This is a genomic window from Halomonas sp. NO4, assembly GCF_010994375.1.
Taxonomy (GTDB): domain Bacteria; phylum Pseudomonadota; class Gammaproteobacteria; order Pseudomonadales; family Halomonadaceae; genus Halomonas.
Genome location: NZ_WHMA01000032.1, coordinates 15164 through 31815, shown reverse-complemented (window position 1 = coordinate 31815; position 16652 = coordinate 15164). Strand labels below are relative to the sequence as shown.

The 16652-nt window shown below is 66.4% G+C and carries 18 protein-coding genes and 1 pseudogene; 12 read left to right on the top strand and 7 right to left on the bottom strand.

Translation table 11 applies throughout. The features are described 5' to 3' along the window. On the top strand, positions 1-247 hold a 247-nt coding region (locus FEF15_RS16035), incomplete at its 5' end, for a zinc ribbon domain-containing protein (protein ID WP_163560169.1). Between the two features lie 27 nt (positions 248-274). Here the strand turns inward: FEF15_RS16035 and FEF15_RS16030 are convergent. Both FEF15_RS16030 and FEF15_RS16025 read right to left on the bottom strand, forming a co-directional pair. Next, positions 275-1189 (bottom strand): ribose-phosphate diphosphokinase, encoded by a 915-nt coding sequence (locus FEF15_RS16030; protein WP_163560168.1) that lies wholly within the window; start codon positions 1187-1189, stop codon positions 275-277. Further along, complete coding sequence (locus tag FEF15_RS16025) at positions 1189-2769, bottom strand: thymidine phosphorylase family protein (RefSeq protein WP_163560167.1); 1581 nt, start codon at positions 2767-2769, stop codon at positions 1189-1191. Before FEF15_RS16025 ends, FEF15_RS16030 begins: the two co-directional genes overlap by 1 nt. 400 nt (positions 2770-3169) lie before the next feature. Here FEF15_RS16025 and FEF15_RS19685 point away from each other — a divergent pair. The 7 genes and pseudogenes from FEF15_RS19685 to FEF15_RS15990 all read left to right on the top strand — a co-directional run. Then, positions 3170-3307: pseudogene (locus FEF15_RS19685) on the top strand (ion channel); the annotation flags it as partial. Positions 3308-3671: 364 nt separating this feature from the next. After that, on the top strand, positions 3672-4337 hold the full coding sequence (locus FEF15_RS16015) for an ABC transporter permease (RefSeq protein WP_163560166.1): 666 nt from the start codon (positions 3672-3674) through the stop codon (positions 4335-4337). Between the two features lie 33 nt (positions 4338-4370). Continuing rightward, the gene (locus FEF15_RS16010) at positions 4371-5531 is read left to right on the top strand and encodes an ABC transporter ATP-binding protein (RefSeq protein WP_163560165.1); all 1161 of its coding nucleotides are present in this window, start codon (positions 4371-4373) and stop codon (positions 5529-5531) included. Positions 5532-5535: 4 nt separating this feature from the next. Then, positions 5536-6267, top strand: a complete 732-nt coding sequence (locus FEF15_RS16005) for an ABC transporter permease (protein WP_163560164.1) — start codon at positions 5536-5538, stop codon at positions 6265-6267. Between the two features lie 56 nt (positions 6268-6323). After that, positions 6324-7208 (top strand): glycine betaine ABC transporter substrate-binding protein, encoded by an 885-nt coding sequence (locus FEF15_RS16000; RefSeq protein ID WP_163560163.1) that lies wholly within the window; start codon positions 6324-6326, stop codon positions 7206-7208. Between the two features lie 115 nt (positions 7209-7323). Beyond that, positions 7324-8166 (top strand): nitrilase-related carbon-nitrogen hydrolase, encoded by an 843-nt coding sequence (locus tag FEF15_RS15995; protein WP_163560162.1) that lies wholly within the window; start codon positions 7324-7326, stop codon positions 8164-8166. Between the two features lie 69 nt (positions 8167-8235). Further along, complete coding sequence (locus FEF15_RS15990) at positions 8236-8544, top strand: secondary thiamine-phosphate synthase enzyme YjbQ (RefSeq protein ID WP_163560161.1); 309 nt, start codon at positions 8236-8238, stop codon at positions 8542-8544. 103 nt (positions 8545-8647) lie between these two features. On the opposite strand, the gene FEF15_RS15985 is transcribed toward FEF15_RS15990, so the two are convergent. Next, positions 8648-9595, bottom strand: a complete 948-nt coding sequence (locus FEF15_RS15985) for a GGDEF domain-containing protein (protein ID WP_163560160.1) — start codon at positions 9593-9595, stop codon at positions 8648-8650. A gap of 86 nt (positions 9596-9681) precedes the next feature. Beyond that, complete coding sequence (locus FEF15_RS15980; protein ID WP_163560159.1) at positions 9682-10044, bottom strand: DUF393 domain-containing protein; 363 nt, start codon at positions 10042-10044, stop codon at positions 9682-9684. Positions 10045-10234: 190 nt separating this feature from the next. On the opposite strand from FEF15_RS15980, the gene FEF15_RS15975 reads away from it, so the two are divergent. Continuing rightward, positions 10235-10921 carry a type 1 glutamine amidotransferase domain-containing protein gene (locus FEF15_RS15975; RefSeq protein WP_163560158.1) on the top strand — a complete coding sequence of 229 codons (687 nt, stop codon included), beginning with the start codon at positions 10235-10237 and terminating at the stop codon, positions 10919-10921. Between the two features lie 100 nt (positions 10922-11021). Here the strand turns inward: FEF15_RS15975 and FEF15_RS15970 are convergent, their stop codons facing one another. Both FEF15_RS15970 and FEF15_RS15965 read right to left on the bottom strand, forming a co-directional pair. Continuing rightward, the gene (locus tag FEF15_RS15970) at positions 11022-12305 is read right to left on the bottom strand and encodes a Xaa-Pro peptidase family protein (protein ID WP_163560157.1); all 1284 of its coding nucleotides are present in this window, start codon (positions 12303-12305) and stop codon (positions 11022-11024) included. Between the two features lie 83 nt (positions 12306-12388). Then, positions 12389-13270 (bottom strand): hypothetical protein, encoded by an 882-nt coding sequence (locus FEF15_RS15965; protein WP_163560156.1) that lies wholly within the window; start codon positions 13268-13270, stop codon positions 12389-12391. 120 nt (positions 13271-13390) lie between these two features. On the opposite strand from FEF15_RS15965, the gene FEF15_RS15960 reads away from it, so the two are divergent. Continuing rightward, a complete protein-coding gene (locus FEF15_RS15960; protein WP_240454196.1) occupies positions 13391-14275 on the top strand; it encodes a LysR family transcriptional regulator in 885 nt (294 codons plus the stop codon). A gap of 48 nt (positions 14276-14323) precedes the next feature. On the opposite strand, the gene FEF15_RS15955 is transcribed toward FEF15_RS15960, so the two are convergent. Next, positions 14324-14800: a YbhB/YbcL family Raf kinase inhibitor-like protein gene (locus tag FEF15_RS15955; RefSeq protein ID WP_163560155.1), complete on the bottom strand. Its 477-nt coding sequence runs from the start codon at positions 14798-14800 to the stop codon at positions 14324-14326. 72 nt (positions 14801-14872) lie between these two features. Between FEF15_RS15955 and FEF15_RS15950 the strand changes: the two genes are divergently transcribed. Both FEF15_RS15950 and FEF15_RS15945 read left to right on the top strand, forming a co-directional pair. Further along, a complete protein-coding gene (locus FEF15_RS15950) occupies positions 14873-15337 on the top strand; it encodes an NAD(P)H-dependent oxidoreductase (RefSeq protein WP_163560154.1) in 465 nt (154 codons plus the stop codon). 279 nt (positions 15338-15616) lie between these two features. Then, the gene (locus FEF15_RS15945; protein ID WP_163560153.1) at positions 15617-16594 is read left to right on the top strand and encodes a TAXI family TRAP transporter solute-binding subunit; all 978 of its coding nucleotides are present in this window, start codon (positions 15617-15619) and stop codon (positions 16592-16594) included. Positions 16595-16652: the final 58 nt, after the last annotated feature.

Genomic DNA, 16652 nt, shown 5'->3' with positions numbered 1-16652 from the left:
GGTGAAGCTCGACCCCTGGTATCCCAGCAGCAAGACCTGCTTTCACTGCGGCCACAAGGTCGAGTCGATGCCGCTCACCGTCCGAACCTGGGACTGCCCGGCCTGCGGCACCCAAGGCATCGACCGCGACATCAATGCGGCGCACAACATCCGGCACCAGGGCATCATCCAGTTGAAGGCGGAAGGGCTGTCCGTCTCTGTCCATGGAGGCCTGCGTAAATCCAGCACACCGCTGGTCGCGGCCTGAGAAGTGGGAAGCCTCGCCCGTGGCGCGTCAGCGCTTAGGGCGGGGAGCAGTCACCACATCCTGCAAGGCACTGGCCAGCACCGGGGCCATGGCAATGGCATTGCTGGAGTGTGCAATGCAATCGGTGCTCCACACCTCGCCGACGCCTGCGGCCTGCAGCACCGCCAGGGCGTCGCCGGCGAACAGGGCGTGAGTGATGGCCACATCCACCGAGGCGGCCCCGGCCGCCCGCAGGCGTTCGGCGGCACGCGCCAGGGTGTGGCCGGAACTCGCCACGTCGTCCATCAGCACCACCGCACGCCCTCGCACGTCGAGCGCGGGCAGTTCGACCGCCACCTCTCGGTCGCCATGGCGCACCTTGCGGCACACGCCATGCTCGAAGCCGGTCGCCGCGGCGGCCTGGCGGACCCACTGCAGCGCCTCCTCGTCGGGGCCGAGCAGCAGAGGCGCCTCGCGCTTCTCGGCGATCAGCGCCGCAAGGCGCTCCGCCCCGGAAAGGGCCACGGCGTGGGCGAGAGGGATCGCCTGGTCGAGCCGCGCGATGCGGTGCAGGTGGGGGTCGACGGTGATCACGGCGTCGAACAGCTCGGCGAGAAAGCCGCCGATGATGGTCTGGCTGACGATCTCGCCGGGCGCGAAGGCGATGTCCTGGCGCATGTAGGCCAGATAGGGCGCCACCAGCACCAGACGCGTCGCGCCCTGCGCCCGGGCGTGGCGGGTGATCAGCAGCAGCTCGATGAGCTTGTCGTTGGGGCGGTCGAGGCTGCGGTAGAGCACCAGCGTTTCGGGAATCGCTTTCGGCGCGGCGAACGGCAGGCGGAGTTTGAGCTCCTCGTCGGGAAAGCGGTGGCGCTCGACAACATGGGCGGCGAGGCCCGCGGCCTCGGCCAAGCGACGGGCCGGTGCCGCTTCGTCGGGGAAATGGAGCAGTGCGGTGGTCATCAGAACTCCACATTGAGGCGTTGGATCGCATCGGCCTCGCCCAGGGTGACGCCGCTGTCGCGCTCGCTGGACTGGTGGGCGAAGGCCAACTCGTTGCGGTAGGCGGCGTAGACGCGATAGAACAGCTCCCCCGCCTCGACCGTATCGCCGATGCGCACCCGCATCGCCACGCCGGCACCGGCCGCCTTGGGCGCCCCGGCCAGGCGGGCGATCCGCGCCAGCTTCAAATTGTCCAGAGCGATGACCACGCCGGCCCGAGGGGCGAGCACGTCGAAGTGCTGGGACGCCAGCGGCGGGTCCTCCGGGTCGAAGGGCTTGGCGCCCTGGGCGGCGATGATGGCGTTCATCTTGTCCAGCGCCCGTCCGGAGTCGAGGATGTCACGGGCGATGGCGAAGCCGTCGCCGCCGCGCACGTTGGGGTCGAACTCCAGCATGCGGCCGGCCAGGCGCAACGCCTTCTGGCGCAGTTCCATGTGGGCATCCGGGTGGTTGGTGAGCACGCGCATGGCGTCGCGCGCCTCGAGCACCGGACCGATGCCGCAGCCGATGGGCTGGCTACCGTCGGTGATCACCACGTCCAGGGTGAGCCCCAGGCACTTGGCGACGTACTCGAAGAGCTTGCGCAGCTGGCGTGCCTCGGGCATGGAACGCACCTTGGCGTGCGGCCCCACCGGGATATCGAGCAGCAGGTGGGTGGAGCCGGCGGCCACCTTCTTGGAGAGGATCGAGGCGACCATCTGGCCGGGCGAATCGATGGCGAGCGGCCGCTCCACGGCGATCAGCACGTCGTCGGCCGGCGACAGCTGGCTGGTGCCACCCCACGCCAGGCAGCCGCGGTGGGTGCGCACGATTTCGCCGAGGGTATCAAACGGCAGGTCGACGTCGGCCAGCACTTCCATGGTGTCGGCGGTGCCGGCCGGCGAGGTAATGGCCCGCGACGAGGTCTTGGGGCAAAGCAGGCCGTGGGCGGCGACGATGGGCACCACCAGCAGCGAGGTACGGTTGCCGGGGATGCCGCCAATGCAGTGCTTGTCGACCACCGGGTGTTCGTGCCAGTCGAGGCGGCGGCCCACCCGACTCATGGCGTCGCTGAGGTAGAAGACCTCCTCGCGGTCGAGCTCGCCGCGGTCGCAGGCGACCACGAAGGCGGTGAGTTCGATCTTGGAGTAGCGCAGCTCGGCGATGTCACGGACGATGGCGAGAAAATCCTCGCGCGACAGGCGCTCGCCGGCGATCTTGCGGTGCAGGGCGGGGATCGAGACTGGCGGCTCCGCCTGGGAGACGCTCACCGGATGTCCCTCCTTGACCCCGAGCGCGGTGAAGGCATCCTCCGAGAGGCCGAGTTGCCCGCAGTCGACGATGGCGGCATCGTCCACCACGTTGAGGCTCGCCAGGATGCGCTGGCTGTTGGCGCGCACCTCCACCTTGGCCAGCGCCTGGAAGCCCTCGGCGCGGTAGAGGGCGCAGTCGCGATGCAGGTAGGCGACGCTCTCGCGGTAGGTGTCGATACCCACCCGCTTGAGCGCCAGCGGCGCGAGCGTGTCGTCCAGGGCCCCGCCCGTGGTCGGGTTGGTGGTCATGGCAGCGATCCCTGCGGTACGGCCAACGGCGGCCGGCCGGGTGACGGGCATGTGACAGATGGCCCCATCCTAGCAGCGCCCGGGCTGGGCGTCATGATCCACCACACCGCGGACAGCCCCCTTACCCGCCTGCCCGAAGCACGCTAGGCTGACCCTCATGTCACCGACCGAAATGCCGCCGTGATCGATACACCGCTGGAAGCCGGCCACCTGTGGACCCTCGGCATTACCTTCATCACCGTCGTCGTCTGTATTCTCCTGCACTACGAGGCCTCGAGTCGCCTATGGCGACAGAAGGGGTTGAGCCACCACTCTCAGCGCCGCCGCTTTCTCGTGCTCATCTTCGGACTCTTCACGGCCCATGTGGCGGAGATCTGGCTCTTCGCCTTAGCCCAGTGCCCTGCTGCTGGAGCACCCCCTGACCGGGGGCCTCGGCGGCATCTCGGTCGTCAACTTTCTCGACTACGTCTATTTCTCCGCCATCACCTACACCACCCTGGGCTATGGTGACCTGGTCCCCCAGGGACCGATCCGCTTCCTGATGGGCACCGCAGCGCTGACCGGCTTCATGCTGATCACCTGGTCGGCATCGCTCACCTTCCTCGAGATGCAGCGCCACTGGTCGTCCGAATGAGCGCCGCCGCTCGCGGCGACTCCCCCGGCATCAGCCCATGCAATAGCCAGCATTTCGCATCGTCATGATCAAGAAAACAAATAGTTATGCTGCTCTGCTAAGCTAGATCATTCTTGCGGGACACAATGTCGCACCCGCCTCCGTCCCGCCCTCCCCTGGGTCGCGGCGCTCAAGGTCGCCACGTAGCGGCTACGCTTGTTCAAGAACTGGTTCCCCCAAGAATAAGGCACCGTTCCTGACGGGACGCGGCCAAGAGAGGAGAGCGCACTTGGAACTGATTCAGTACGCCCTGGACAACCTCGATCTGCTGATCCGGCGCACCATCGAGCATATCTCCCTGGTGGGCGTCGCCGTGGGCATCGCCACCCTCACCGGCGTGCCCATCGGCATCGCCATCACCAAGAGCGAGCGCGTTGCCCGCGCCGTGCTCTATCTGGCCTCGATCATCGTCACCATTCCCTCCATCGCCCTGTTCGGCATCATGATCCCGGTGCTCTCCCTGATCGGCCACGGCATCGGCTACGTGCCGGCGGTGATCGCCGTGTTGCTCTACTCCCAGCTACCGATCATCCGCAACACCTACACAGCCATCAACAACGTCAATCCCGCCCTTCGCGAGGCTGCCCGCGGCATCGGCATGAGCCCCAACCAGCGCCTGCGCATGGTGGAGATCCCGCTCGCCGTGCCGGTGATCATGGCCGGGGTGCGCACGGCCGTGGTGCTCAACATCGGGGTGATGGCCATCGCCGCCTACATCGGCGCCGGGGGGCTCGGCACCTTCATCAGCCGCGGCATCTCCCAGTCCGACCCGCGCCAACTGATCGTCGGCGCCGTGGCGGTGAGCCTGCTGGCGATCGTCGTCGACTACACCCTGCTCTACGTGCAGAAGCGACTCACGCCCAAGGGGATGGAGCGAGCCGCGGAAACCGCCTGATCCCTGACGACAGAGCCCGAACAAGGAATCCCCATGATCCAGCTCGACAACCTGACCAAGGTCTTCGACACGCCCAAGGGCGCCGTGGTCGCCGCCGACCACATCAGCATGGAAGTGCCCGCCGGCGAGATCTGCATCCTGCTCGGCCCTTCCGGCTGCGGCAAGACGACCACGCTGAAGATGATCAACCGCATCATCAAGCCGACCTCCGGCAAGGTGTTCATCAATGGCGAGGACACCTCGGGTCTAAATACCCAGGAGCTGAGGCGCAACCTCGGCTACGTGATCCAGCAGATTGGCCTGTTTCCCAACATGACCATCGAGGAGAACATCACGGTGGTGCCCAAGCTGCTGGGCTGGGACAGGGCCCGATATCGCGAGCGCGCCCGCGAGATGATGGCGATGATCGCCATGGAGCCGGACGCCTTCCTCAAGCGCTACCCCAGTGAGCTCTCCGGCGGCCAGCAGCAGCGCATCGGCGTAGCCCGGGCGCTGGCCGCCGACCCGCCGGTGATGCTAATGGACGAACCCTTCGGCGCCATCGACCCCATCAACCGCACGGTGATCCAGGACGAGTTCCTCAAGATGCAGCAGGAACTCAAGAAGACCATCATGTTCGTCAGCCACGACATCGACGAGGCGATCAAGATGGGCGATCGCATCGCGGTGTTCCGCGAAGGCCGCCTGGTGCAGTACTCCACGCCGGACGACCTGCTGGCGGCCCCCAAGAACGAGTTCGTGGAATCCTTCCTCGGCGAGGATCGGGCGCTCAAGCGGCTCAACCTGGTCAAGGTGCGCGAGATCGTCACCGACGAGATCGGCACCGTTACCCCCGGCGACACTCTGCAGGCGGCGCTCGCCCGCATCGACGACTTCGGCTACCAGAACTCCATCCTGATGGTCAACGAGCGGGGCCAGCCCGCCGGCATCGTCAGCCGCTCGGTGGCGCGAACCACCAAGGGCTACTGCCGCGACCACTTCCAGACCGTGCCGGCCATGGTCGGCCTGGACGACGACCTGCGCAAGGCGGCATCGCTGATGTTCGCCCACGACACCACCTGGCTGCCCTGCGTCGATGAGGAGGGCCGCGTGTGCGGACAGATCACCCAGCGCGCCATGACCAGCCATCTGGGGGCCCGCTTCCGGCCGCGCCAGGGCGACAGCCACCATCCCGACGCTGCTATCAAGGAGTGAGCCGATGCCCATTCAGACCCTGAAAGGGGCCCTGCGCGCACTGCTCCTGGTCGCGGTGTTCTTCGCCGGGGTGTGGAGCCACTCGAGCGGGCTCATCGACGATTTCCTGTGGTATCTGCCCGACGTGCGCTACCTGATGGGCGAGCACCTGTGGCTTACCGCCGTCTCCGGGGCGCTGGCGATCGGGGTGGCCGTGCCGCTGGGTATCGTGCTCTCGCGCCCTTCCATGGCCGGTGTCGCCGAGAGCCTGATGCAGGTGCTCAACGTGGGCACCACCATTCCAACCCTGGCGGTGCTGGCGCTCTCCATGAGTTTTCTGGGCATCGGCACCCTGCCCGCGGTGTTCGGCCTGTTCGTCGCCACCCTGCTGCCCATCGCGCGCAACACCTACGCGGGCCTGAAGGGCGTCAATCCGGCGCTGATCGAGGCCGCGGCCGGCATCGGCATGTCGCCGCTGCAGCGCCTGATCAAGGTGGAGCTGCCCAATGCCCTCTATGTGATCTTCGCCGGCATCCGCACGGCCCTGACCATCAACGTGGGCACCGTGCCGCTGGCCTTCTTGATCGGTGCCGGCGGGCTCGGCGAGCTGATCTTCACCGGCATCGATCTCTACGATCCGGTGATGATGCTCTCAGGCGCCATTCCCACGGCCCTGCTGGCGATCGTGGTCGATGCCATCATTGCCACCGTCGCCTTCCTCATGGTTCCCCGCGGCGTGAATCCCAACCGCGCCTGATCCCAGGCGCAACGCACAACCTGACGAGACAACCCGACGCAAGAGGAGATGCACCCATGAAGACAACGCTGATGACAACCCTGACCGGCCTGGCCCTGGCCGGCTCGCTGGCCACAGCCCAAGCCCAGGAGATCGTGGTGGGTGGCAAGAACTTCACCGAACAGCAGATCCTGTCGAGCATGACCACCCAGTACCTGGAGGGACTCGGCTACGAGGTGGAGAGCCGTGCCGGCATGGGATCCGCAGTGCTGCGCCAGGCACAGGAGAATGGCCAGATCGATCTCTACTGGGAGTACACCGGCACCTCGCTGATCAACTACAACGATGTCACCGAACGCCTGGGGCCGGAGGAGACCTACGAGCGCGTCAAGGAGCTCGACGCCGAGAAGGGCCTGGTGTGGCTGGCCCCCTCGGAAGCCAACAACACCTATGCCCTGGCCATGCGCGAGGCGGACGCCGAGGAGCGCGGCATCCTCTCGCTCTCCGACCTGGCCGCCGCGGTAAACGAGGGCGAGGAGCTCTCCTTCGCGCTGAACGCCGAGTTCTACGCCCGAGAGGATGGCTGGCGGCCACTGCAGGAAGCCTACGACTTCCGTGTGAGCCGTGGCGACATCAGCCGCATGGACACCGGCCTGGTCTATCAGGCGCTGCGCGACGGCCAGGTGGACGTGGGCCTGGTGTTCGCCACTGACGGACGTATCCCCGCCTTCGACTTCCATGTCCTGGAGGATGACCAGGGCTTCTTCCCGGCCTACGCCCTCACCCCGGTGGTGCGCCAGGACACGCTGGAGCAGCATCCCGAACTCGAGGAGCAGATGAACTCCCTCTCCACCCTGCTTGACGACGAGACCATGGCCGAGCTCAACGCCCGAGTGGACGTGGAGCGCGAGACCATCGAGGACGTCGCCCAGAGCTTCCTGGAGGAGCACGACCTGCTGTAACGGGCGCAACGCGACTGGCATACTGGCCGTCCATACTGGCCACCGCCAACTTCCAACGTCCAACGTCACGAAGGCCGCCCGTTGGGGCGGCCTTCGCGCGATTCGGGAGGTTGTCATGCACTATCAGGACCGGCTGCGCGTCGCCGCCGCTCAGCTCAACGCCGAGCTCGGCGACGTGGACGCCAACCTCGAACGCCACCTCGATATCCTCCAGGACGCCCGGGGCCAGGGAGTCGAGCTGCTGGTGTTTCCCGAGCTCTCGCTGACCGGCTATGGGCTGGGCAGTCGCGTGATGCAGGTGGCCATGCCGCTGGAAGACCCTCGCCTGATCCGTCTGGCCAAGGCGTGCGGCGAGATGCAGACGGTGGTGGGCTTCATCGAGGAGGCAAGCCCCGGCGAGTACTACAATGCACTGGCCATCCTGCAGGCGGGCGAGCTCGTGGCCGTGCACCGCAAGCTCAACCTGCCCACCTACGGCGGCCTCGAGGAGGGCAAATGGTTCACCCACGGCAGCGAGCTCACCCACGTCGCAGTTCGCCCCGGCTGGTCGGCCACCCCGCTGATCTGTGCCGACCTGTGGAACCCGGCGCTCGTCCATGCCGCCCTGCTGCCACGTCCCACGGTGCTCTGCGCACCCATCAACTCGGCGAGCGGCATCGTCAGCGACGACTTCTCCAACGAGCAGAACTGGGCGCTCAACGTGCGTTTCTACGCCATGACCTACGGCACCCCGGTGATCATGGCCAACCGCTACGGCCCCGAGAACGGCAGCCACTTCTGGGGAGGCTCGCGCATTCTCGGGCCCCGCGGCGAGTTGCTGGCCGACGCCGAGGATCGCGAAACGCTGATCATCGCGGAGCTCTCGCGCACCGCCATCGCCCGAGCCCGCTTCGAGCTGCCCACCCATCGCGACGCCGACACTCCGCTGATTCGCGAGCTGATGGCGGGGTATCGTTGATCCGAAACCGCTGCCGAGGAGGAGTTCGAGGTTCGAGATGTGGAACCAGCATGAGATCCAACTCTCGCCATGGAGCGCGGCTTTCACCTGATCACCGACCGTGTCGTCGAGGCCCTGCCCGACCTAGCCTGCTGTCGAGTAAACACGATGCACCTGCAGCTACTGCACACCTCGGCGTCGCTGACGATGAACGAGAACGCCGACCCGGACGTTCGCCATCACATGAACGTCTTCCTGCGCCACCTGGTGCTGGGGGACATGTACTACTTCTGCCCCCTGGAGGGGCCCGACGACATGCCCGCTCACGTAATCGCCACCCTGCTCGGCACCCAGCTGATGCTGGCTGTGCGCGACGGTCGCCTGACACTGGGTACCTGACAAGGCATCTGGCTGGGCGAGCACCCGTCCACGGCGGCCCGCGGCGGCTGATCGTCACCCTGAACGGAGAAGGGTGACACGAGGCATCGTTCTCACGTCGTGACTATTCCACGCCCGAGGTCGTGCAAACCCGGTCCCGCCCCTGCCGCTTGGCGCGATACATCGCCTGATCGGCCGCCCTGACCAGCGTATCCAGATCGACCTCGTCACCCGAGGCCGCGGCCACCCCGAAACTCGCCGTGCCGTCGAACCGTTGCCCCGCATAGGCCAGCGGCCGTGAACTCAGTGCCAGGCGCAGGCGCTCGGCCAGCTCCGCGGCCGCAGCGAGGGAATTGCCGGGGAGCGCCAGAGCGAACTCCTCGCCGCCGAAGCGGCACAGGATGTCGTCGCTGCGCAGCTCCGCCCGAAAGCGCCTGGCCACCTCCCGCAGAACTTGGTCACCGGCCGCATGGCCAAGGGAATCATTGATCGACTTGAAGTGATCCACATCGATCAGTACCACGGCGAAGGGCTCCGCGGAACGGCGGCAGGCCAGCTGCTCGCGGCAGACGGAGAAGAAAGCGCGACGGTTGAGCAGTTGGGTCAACTCATCGCGATAGGCCAGCTTCTCAACGCGCTGATGCGAAGCCTTGAGGGCATCCTCCAGCGCCTTGCGCTCAGTGATGTCGGAGGCGATCTCGACCCTTACCAGGCGACCATCGCTCCACACGATGGCCTGATCGCGACACTGGTACCAGCGACCGTCCTGGGTGTTCCGGAACTCCCACACCGCGGCAGGCCCGGGGCGCCCCTGCTCATCCAGCAACTGAGGGTTGTTGCAGAAAGCGCAGGGCCCGCTCTGCCCCTCCTGCAGCACCTGCCAGCACTTTCGCCCTCCCGGCTCCCCCCACTGCTGACGCCCGTAGGCGTTCAGGAAGCGCAGCTCATAGGAGTGCATGTCACTGGCATACACCGCCGCATCCAGGCTGTCGAGAATGCGTAGCAGATCTTCGGCGCCGGGCGAAGCGGCGCCTTCCTCGTGAGCCTGGAGCAGGGGTATCTTGCGGGTCATGGGATGCCTTTGGGGGATACCGGCCATGGGCCATCGTCGACGATCGGGCCACTATGGCAACCCCGTTCGGCAATTGCCATTGGACCTCAGGACAAACGCCCCTCTCGCGCCAGCCGCCGCCTGACCCAGCGATCGTACCACCAGCGCAGCAGCGGTTTGAGCCCCGGCAGACCGATCAGCCAGGCCAGAGGCTTGAGCCTCGGCACCCGGCGCATCAGCAGAATGTAGGCATCGATGCCCTCCTCGATGCGCCCCTCTTCCTCCTCCACATGCAGCGAGAGCAGCGCCGCCTGAGGGTCGACGCCCTTGTCGCGCAGTGTCTCCTGATGCTCGGTCACGTCACACCAGGCCACCTGCCGGCCGGCCTCGCCGGCCCAACGCTCGTAGCGGGCGCGGTCTCGCCGACAGACGGGACATACGCCGTCGTAATACACCTTCAACGTTGCCATGGCCACGTCACCTCCAGAGTGCCGAGGCGCCGACGGGTCGACTTGGGCAAGATCGGGCAAGACTCCCCTGGCCGCGTGATGAAGTCACTGAATGCCTTTCATAGGCAATCGCCAGTTCCCAACCGGTACGGTATCCCACCACAATGGTGGCCAAACTCACCGAAGGCAACGCCATAGATAGGAGAGTTCGATGAGCCAACGCATTCTGATGGTCCTGACATCCCACGACCGCCTTGGCGATACCGGCGAGCCCACCGGCTTCTGGCTGGAAGAGCTGGCAGCGCCCTACTACGCCTGCCTGGACGCCGGCGCCGAGGTGGTGCTGGCCTCACCCAAGGGCGGCAAGCCGCCGCTCGATCCCAAGAGCGACGCCGAGGAGAGCCAGACCGAGGCAACCCAACGCTTCAAGCAGGACGCCGACGCCCAAGAGCGGCTGGCCAACACACAACACCTCGCCGATGTCAGCGCCGACGACTTCGACGCCATCTTCTACCCCGGCGGCCACGGCCCGCTCTGGGATCTCGTGGAGGATGCCGACTCCATTCGACTGATCGAGACCTTCTGGGCCCAGCACAAACCGGTGGCTGCAGTCTGCCACGCTCCGATCGCGCTGATCCACGCTCGCGACGCCGAGGGCCGTCCGATCATCGAGGGCCGCGAGGTCACCGGCTTCACTAACGGCGAGGAAGCCGCCGTAGGTCTGACCGACGTGGTGCCCAGGCTAGTGGAAGACGCACTGATCGCCAGCGGCGGCCTCTACTCCAAGGCCGACGATTTCACTCCATACACACGCCACGATGGCCAGCTGATCACCGGCCAGAACCCGCCCTCCTCCGAGTTGGTCGCTCAATTGCTGTTGGAAGCGCTGGGCAAGTAACCGGCGAGCCAGCAATACGGCGTCCCCAAACACAACGCCCGCCTGCCGAAGAAGCGCGGGCGTTGTGAAGCCATATCGAGGTTTGCGTCTGGCCCGTTGCTCAGAACTCGCGGCCCAGCAGCGCCTCGTTGAAGGGGTAGCGGGAGAGCTTCTCGACGCCGGTGTCGGTGATCAGCACCTCCTCCTCGAGCTTGACGCCGTCAGCAGCGCCCACCTCGCCGATGTAGCTCTCCACCGAAACCACCATGCCGGGCTCGAGGATGCCATCCGTGGAGAAGCGATCGAAGTCCATGTGGTGGGCCACCAGCGGTGTCTCGCCGTGCATGCCCACTCCGTGGATGATCGAGGGATAGCGGCGGTCGAGGAAGCGCTCGGGAATCTTCCAGGCCTTCTCGGCGACCTCGCGATAGCTCATGCCGGGCTCGAGGATCGCCATGTTGTGATGTACCTGGTCATAGGCCAGGCGGTAGAGCTCGCACTGGTAGGCGCTGGGCTTGCCCGGCCCGACGTGGAAGGTACGCGAGAAGTCGGAGTAGTAGCCGTGACAGCCGATGGTGTCAGTGTCGAGCGCCACCAGCTCGCCGGGACGGATCTTGCGGTCGCTCGCCTCGTGGAACCAGGGGTTGGTGCGCGGCCCTGAGTTGAGCAGGCGCGTCTCGATGAACTCGCCGCCGCCCTTGATCACCTCGCCGTACATGATGGCAAACAGCTCATTCTCGGTGATGCCGGGTTTGATGGCGGCCTCCACCTCGGCCACCGAGGCTTCGCTCGCCGCCATGGACTGGGCCAGGCAGGCGATCTCTTCGGGAGTCTTGATGCGTCGGCAGTGCAGGGTGTCCTGCAGGCAATCAAAAACGTCCAGGCCCTGGGCCTCCAGTGAGCGCGCCAGGTTGAGCGCACAGCGGTCCAGGCCAACCTTCTTGTTGCCGTGGCCGTGTTCCTGAACCAGCTCGGCGACTTCCACGCCGAAGGGATCGGAGGAGAGGTTGTCGCGCTGGTTCACCGCCGACCACACCACCTTGGAGGTACGCGACTCGTCGATGGTCTCCAGCCAGGTGGAGACGTGCGCACTGCCCGGGTACTCGAAGAGGATGATCGGGCCTTCCAGTGGCACGTAGATGTAACGCGTGGAGTTGCGCAGGAAGTAACCGAACATGTTGCGCGAGCCGGTAGCGTAGCGCTGGTTGTTGGGGTCGAACAGTACCAGGGCGGCGTAGCCCTGCTCGGCCATCATGGCGCGCAGCCGCGACAGGCGCCCGGCACGCAGCCGTTGGGGGTCGAAAGCGGTAGGGATGCTGTCGCCGCAGGCCACGGGGGCCGAGGGCACGACCGGAATCCGGTCCGGCTCGCTGTCGCTCAGTTTCTCTGACTCTACGATGCTCATGGAAACTCTCGCTGTGTCATCAGGGTGACGGCCGCCCGCAGCGCGGCCATCGGCAGGGGCGCTGGGGAACGCAAGACCAGGGCTCAATCGGCGAGGCTGTCGCTGCGGTCCATGCCTTCCTCGAGCAGCCTCTCGTGGATCGGCGCCATGCGCCCGAAGATACGCTGGGCCCGCTCGGGACGGCCGATGAAGCCTGGCTCCTTGGCGTAGGCGAAGATCACCGTATGGCGCTCGCGGGGGCCTTCCACCGGCGTGACGCGATGCAGGGAGTAGCGGCCGAAGAAGATCTGCAGATCCCCCGGGCGCAACTCCAGAGAAGTGAGCTGCGAACGATCGCCTTCGATCACCTTTTCCACCGCGTCGAAATTCTCGGCCTCGGGGCTGCGAATGCCCGGGGCGTACTCGAACAGGCCACCCCCTTCGGGCTTGCGCGTCATCAGGGTGACGATGAACTCGTTGGTATCGTAGTGCCAGGGGTGCTGGCAGCCGTCACGCAGCACGTTGACCACCAGGTCGGCCAGCGGATCGGCGTAGGGATGAATCGTCTCCATGCCGACGACGGCGGCGATGAAGCGCTGGAAGTCCGGGTTGGCGTAGACCTGACGGATCAGGGTGTCGTCGCTGATGCGGTCACCGGCCACGAAGCCGTTGGTGCGATCGCCGAAGCGGTTGACCGGATGGCTGGCCGGTCGCTCGGGGTCGCCCGCGCTGTTGTAGGGGTTGGTCTCGGTCTGGTTGTAGTGCGCCTCGGGCGAGAGTCGTTCGGTCTCGCGCTCGAGGCGGGCCACTGCCTCGTCGGGCACGAAGCGCTCGAGCACCACGCAGCCATCGTCTTCCAGCTGGCGGCGACACTGGGCGAGCAGCGCCTGACCGGCCTCGCCGTCCAGGTCGTAGAGGGGATAGCGGGCCAGGTCGATCAGGCCGCTCAGCGCGTGGGCGGGTTGGTCGGTTGCCGTAGCCTGCATGAGCATGGCTCCTGTTCGTCGGGGAGTTGACGGTGCTGTCTTGTCACTGGACAGGATAATGAGCCTCCATTCATAATAAAAATGAATGGTTGAGATATAACAGATTTAAAAGGCTCATCGATGATGGATACCGAGCTGCTCCGCGCTTTCGTGACCGTGGCCGAGTGCAAGGGATTCAGTGCCGCCGGCAAGGTACTGCATCGCACTCAGTCCGCCGTCAGCCTGCAGATCAAGCGGCTCGAGGAGCAGATGGGCAACCCCCTCTTCGAGCGCACCAGCCGCAGCGTGCTGCTCACCGCGGCCGGCGAACGCCTGCTTCCCTATGCCCGACACATGCTCAAGCTCGAAGGGGACGCCCGAGAGGCCCTCGGCGAATCCCAGCGCGGCGAGCTGATTCGTTTCGGTACCTCCGAAGAACAGGCCGCCACCTACCTCCCCGACTTGCTGCCACGCCACGCCGCGCGCTTCCCCGAAGCGCGCCTCGACATTACCTGTGATATCAGCGCCGCGCTGGTGGATCGCTTCCAGGAAGGCCTGCTCGACGTGGTGCTGTCGATCCGCCATGCGCCCACGCCCTCGGGCCAGCTACTGGGGTGGGAGCCGATGGTGTGGGTGGTCGCTGAACAGTGCGATGTGCGAGCGTGGAAGACGCTGCCACTGGCGCTCAACCCGGAGGGTTGCATCTTTCGTGCCCATGCGCTGTCGGCACTGGGCCGAACGGAAAGGCTGTGGGAGTTGCACTACGTGAGCCCCTCCCCCACGGGCATTAACCTGGCCGTGCAGGCCGGACTCGCCGCCACGATCAAGACACCGCGCAGCGTGCCCAAGGGGTGTCGTATCGTGGGAGAGGCCGAAGGGCTGCCGCCCCTCGACCAGGTGGAAGTGGAACTGCATCGCCGCACCGGCCAGCCCAGCGAAGCGCTGGAAGCCTTCTGCCGCGAGCTCGAGCAGCTGGTGTGCGGCCACGATGGGGTAGCGGCCCCGCAACCGCTGACCGCACGCTGACGCTCACGGCGCCCGTACCGCAAGGCGCGGCACGAACGTATCGCGCAATCAATCGCGCCGGTAGGTACCAACCAGGCGGTTCATGCCGATCAGATTGGGCTCGAGCTGCTTGAGCACCTCGGGCAGCGCCAGTCCTTCGGGCAGGTCAGTGGGCTTGTCGAGCGCCAGCACCCAGAAGTAATACTGGTGCAGACCATGGCCTTCCGGCGGCATGGGGCCACCGTACCCCAGCTTGCCGAAATCGTTCTTGCCGCTGGTCCCTCTGGCGCTGTTCTCTTCGAGCGAGGTGACCGACGCCGGCAGGTTGTAAAGTACCCAGTGGACGAAACCGTAGGTGCCGTGCTGCACCAGGGGGGCATCGGGGTCGTGGCAGATCAGCGCGTAGCCCTTGGTGCCGTCGGGCGCGCCCTGCCAGGCCAGCGCCGGAGAGACGTCATCGCCCTCGCCGGTGTACTTGGTGGGAATGGCGCCCTGGGGGGCAAAGGCACTGCTTTCCAGCTGCATGGTTGAAAGGGCAAAGGCCATGTCGATCATCCTCCTTGTTGCCTGAACGGTAAGCGCCGATTCAGCGTCGGAAATCGCCCGGGAGCTGTCAACATGAGCAAGCGTCTACTGATTGTCGCCCACGCGCCCTCCCCCAATACCCGCCGGCTGCGCGAGGCAGCCGAACGCGGCGCCCGCCACCCGGACATCGACGACGTCGAGGTGGTGGTCAAGCCACCCTTGGAAGCCGGGCCCGACGATGTGCGGGCTTGCGACGCCATCCTGCTCGGCACCCCCGAGAACCTCGGCTACATGAGCGGTGCGCTGAAGGACTTCTTCGACCGTAGCTATTACGCGGTGATCGAGGAGAAGCAGGGCCTGCCCTGCGCGCTCTATGTGCGCGCCGGGCGCGACGGCACTGGCACCCGCCGCGCCGTGGAGAGCATCGCTACCGGCCTTCGCTGGCGCTGGGTGCAGGAGCCGCTGATCCTGCGCGGCGAGTGGCAGGACACCTTTGTCGACCAGGTCGAGGAACTGGGGCTCTATGTGGCCGCCGGGCTCGACAGCGGCATTCTGTGACGTCGGAGGTCGGTGGCCTTAAAACCGTCACCCCGGCAGTACCAGCCAGTTGGTCGTGCGGCACGGCGCCATGCTGCTATACCTCAAGAACCTGCCGTCTCCTGGAGACAGTCCTGGCGGCTTTCCTGATGGACAGTGCGGTGTCTCAGGGAAGGCAGGCCCATACGACACGCGATGTCCACCCCGTCGACCAGCGCCTGATGCGCAGTCCCGCCCGCGACTTCCTGCCGGTTTCGGCCTGGACGCGGCATCTGGTCGACTCACTTCACGAGGTGAGTCATGAACCGTCTGACCGCACTCCTGCTCGCCTGGCTGGGCGGCCTTGTGTTCTCCGCCTCTCTTGTCGCCAACGCTCAGGAGACACTGCGCATCGGCACGGCCAGCCCCGACGGCGTCTACCACGTCGCCGGCCGTGCCCTCTGCCAGGTCGTGACCCTGCCATGCCGGGCCGAACCCGGCCCTGGGTCGAGCGCCAACCTGGAGGCCATCCGCGACGGGCGGTTCAGCGTTGCCCTGGCCCAGTCCGACCTCCAGTTCCAGGCGGTCAACGGCACCGCGACCTTCAGCGAGGCGGGTCCCGACCCTGACCTGCGTTCGCTCTTCTCCCTGCACAGCGAGCCCTTCACCCTGGTGGTCCGCCGTCGGTCGGGTATCCGCAGCCTGGAGGATTTACCCGGCCGTGCCGTCAACATCGGCAACCCCGGCTCGGGCCAGCGCGGCACCATGTTCAGCCTGATGGATGCCCAGGGCTGGCAGGGGGGCGATTTCCGTCTCCTCAACGATCTCCCCGCCGACCAGCAGGCCATGGCCCTGTGCCACGGCGATGTCGATGCCATGGTCTACACCGTGGGCCATCCCAACCGCTCGATCGCCCAGGCGATCCGCCTGTGCAATGCCGCTCTGCTGGATGTCGACGATGAGGCCGTCGAGCGGCTGATCGCCGAGCGCCCCTACTTCTCCCGCGCCTCGATCCCCGGGGGACTCTACTCAGCGGACCAGCCCGCGGTGCGCACCTTCGGGGTCCGGGCCACGCTGGTGGCCCACCGCGACGCCGACCCGGAACTGATCTACCGACTGGTGGCCGACGTCTTCGACAACCTGCTGCGTTTCAAGGCCTTCCATCCTGCCTTCGGCACCCTAACGCCAGCCAGCATGGTACAGGCCGGACTCACCGCCCCGCTCCATGAAGGGGCCCTACGCTACTACCGCGAACGCGGCTGGGTCAGCAACGACAGCGTCACGGCGACAAGCCAGTGACCCGGCTGCACCGAAGCACCGGGCCCCGCTCCCCTGACACGCCAACGGCACCCCTTAG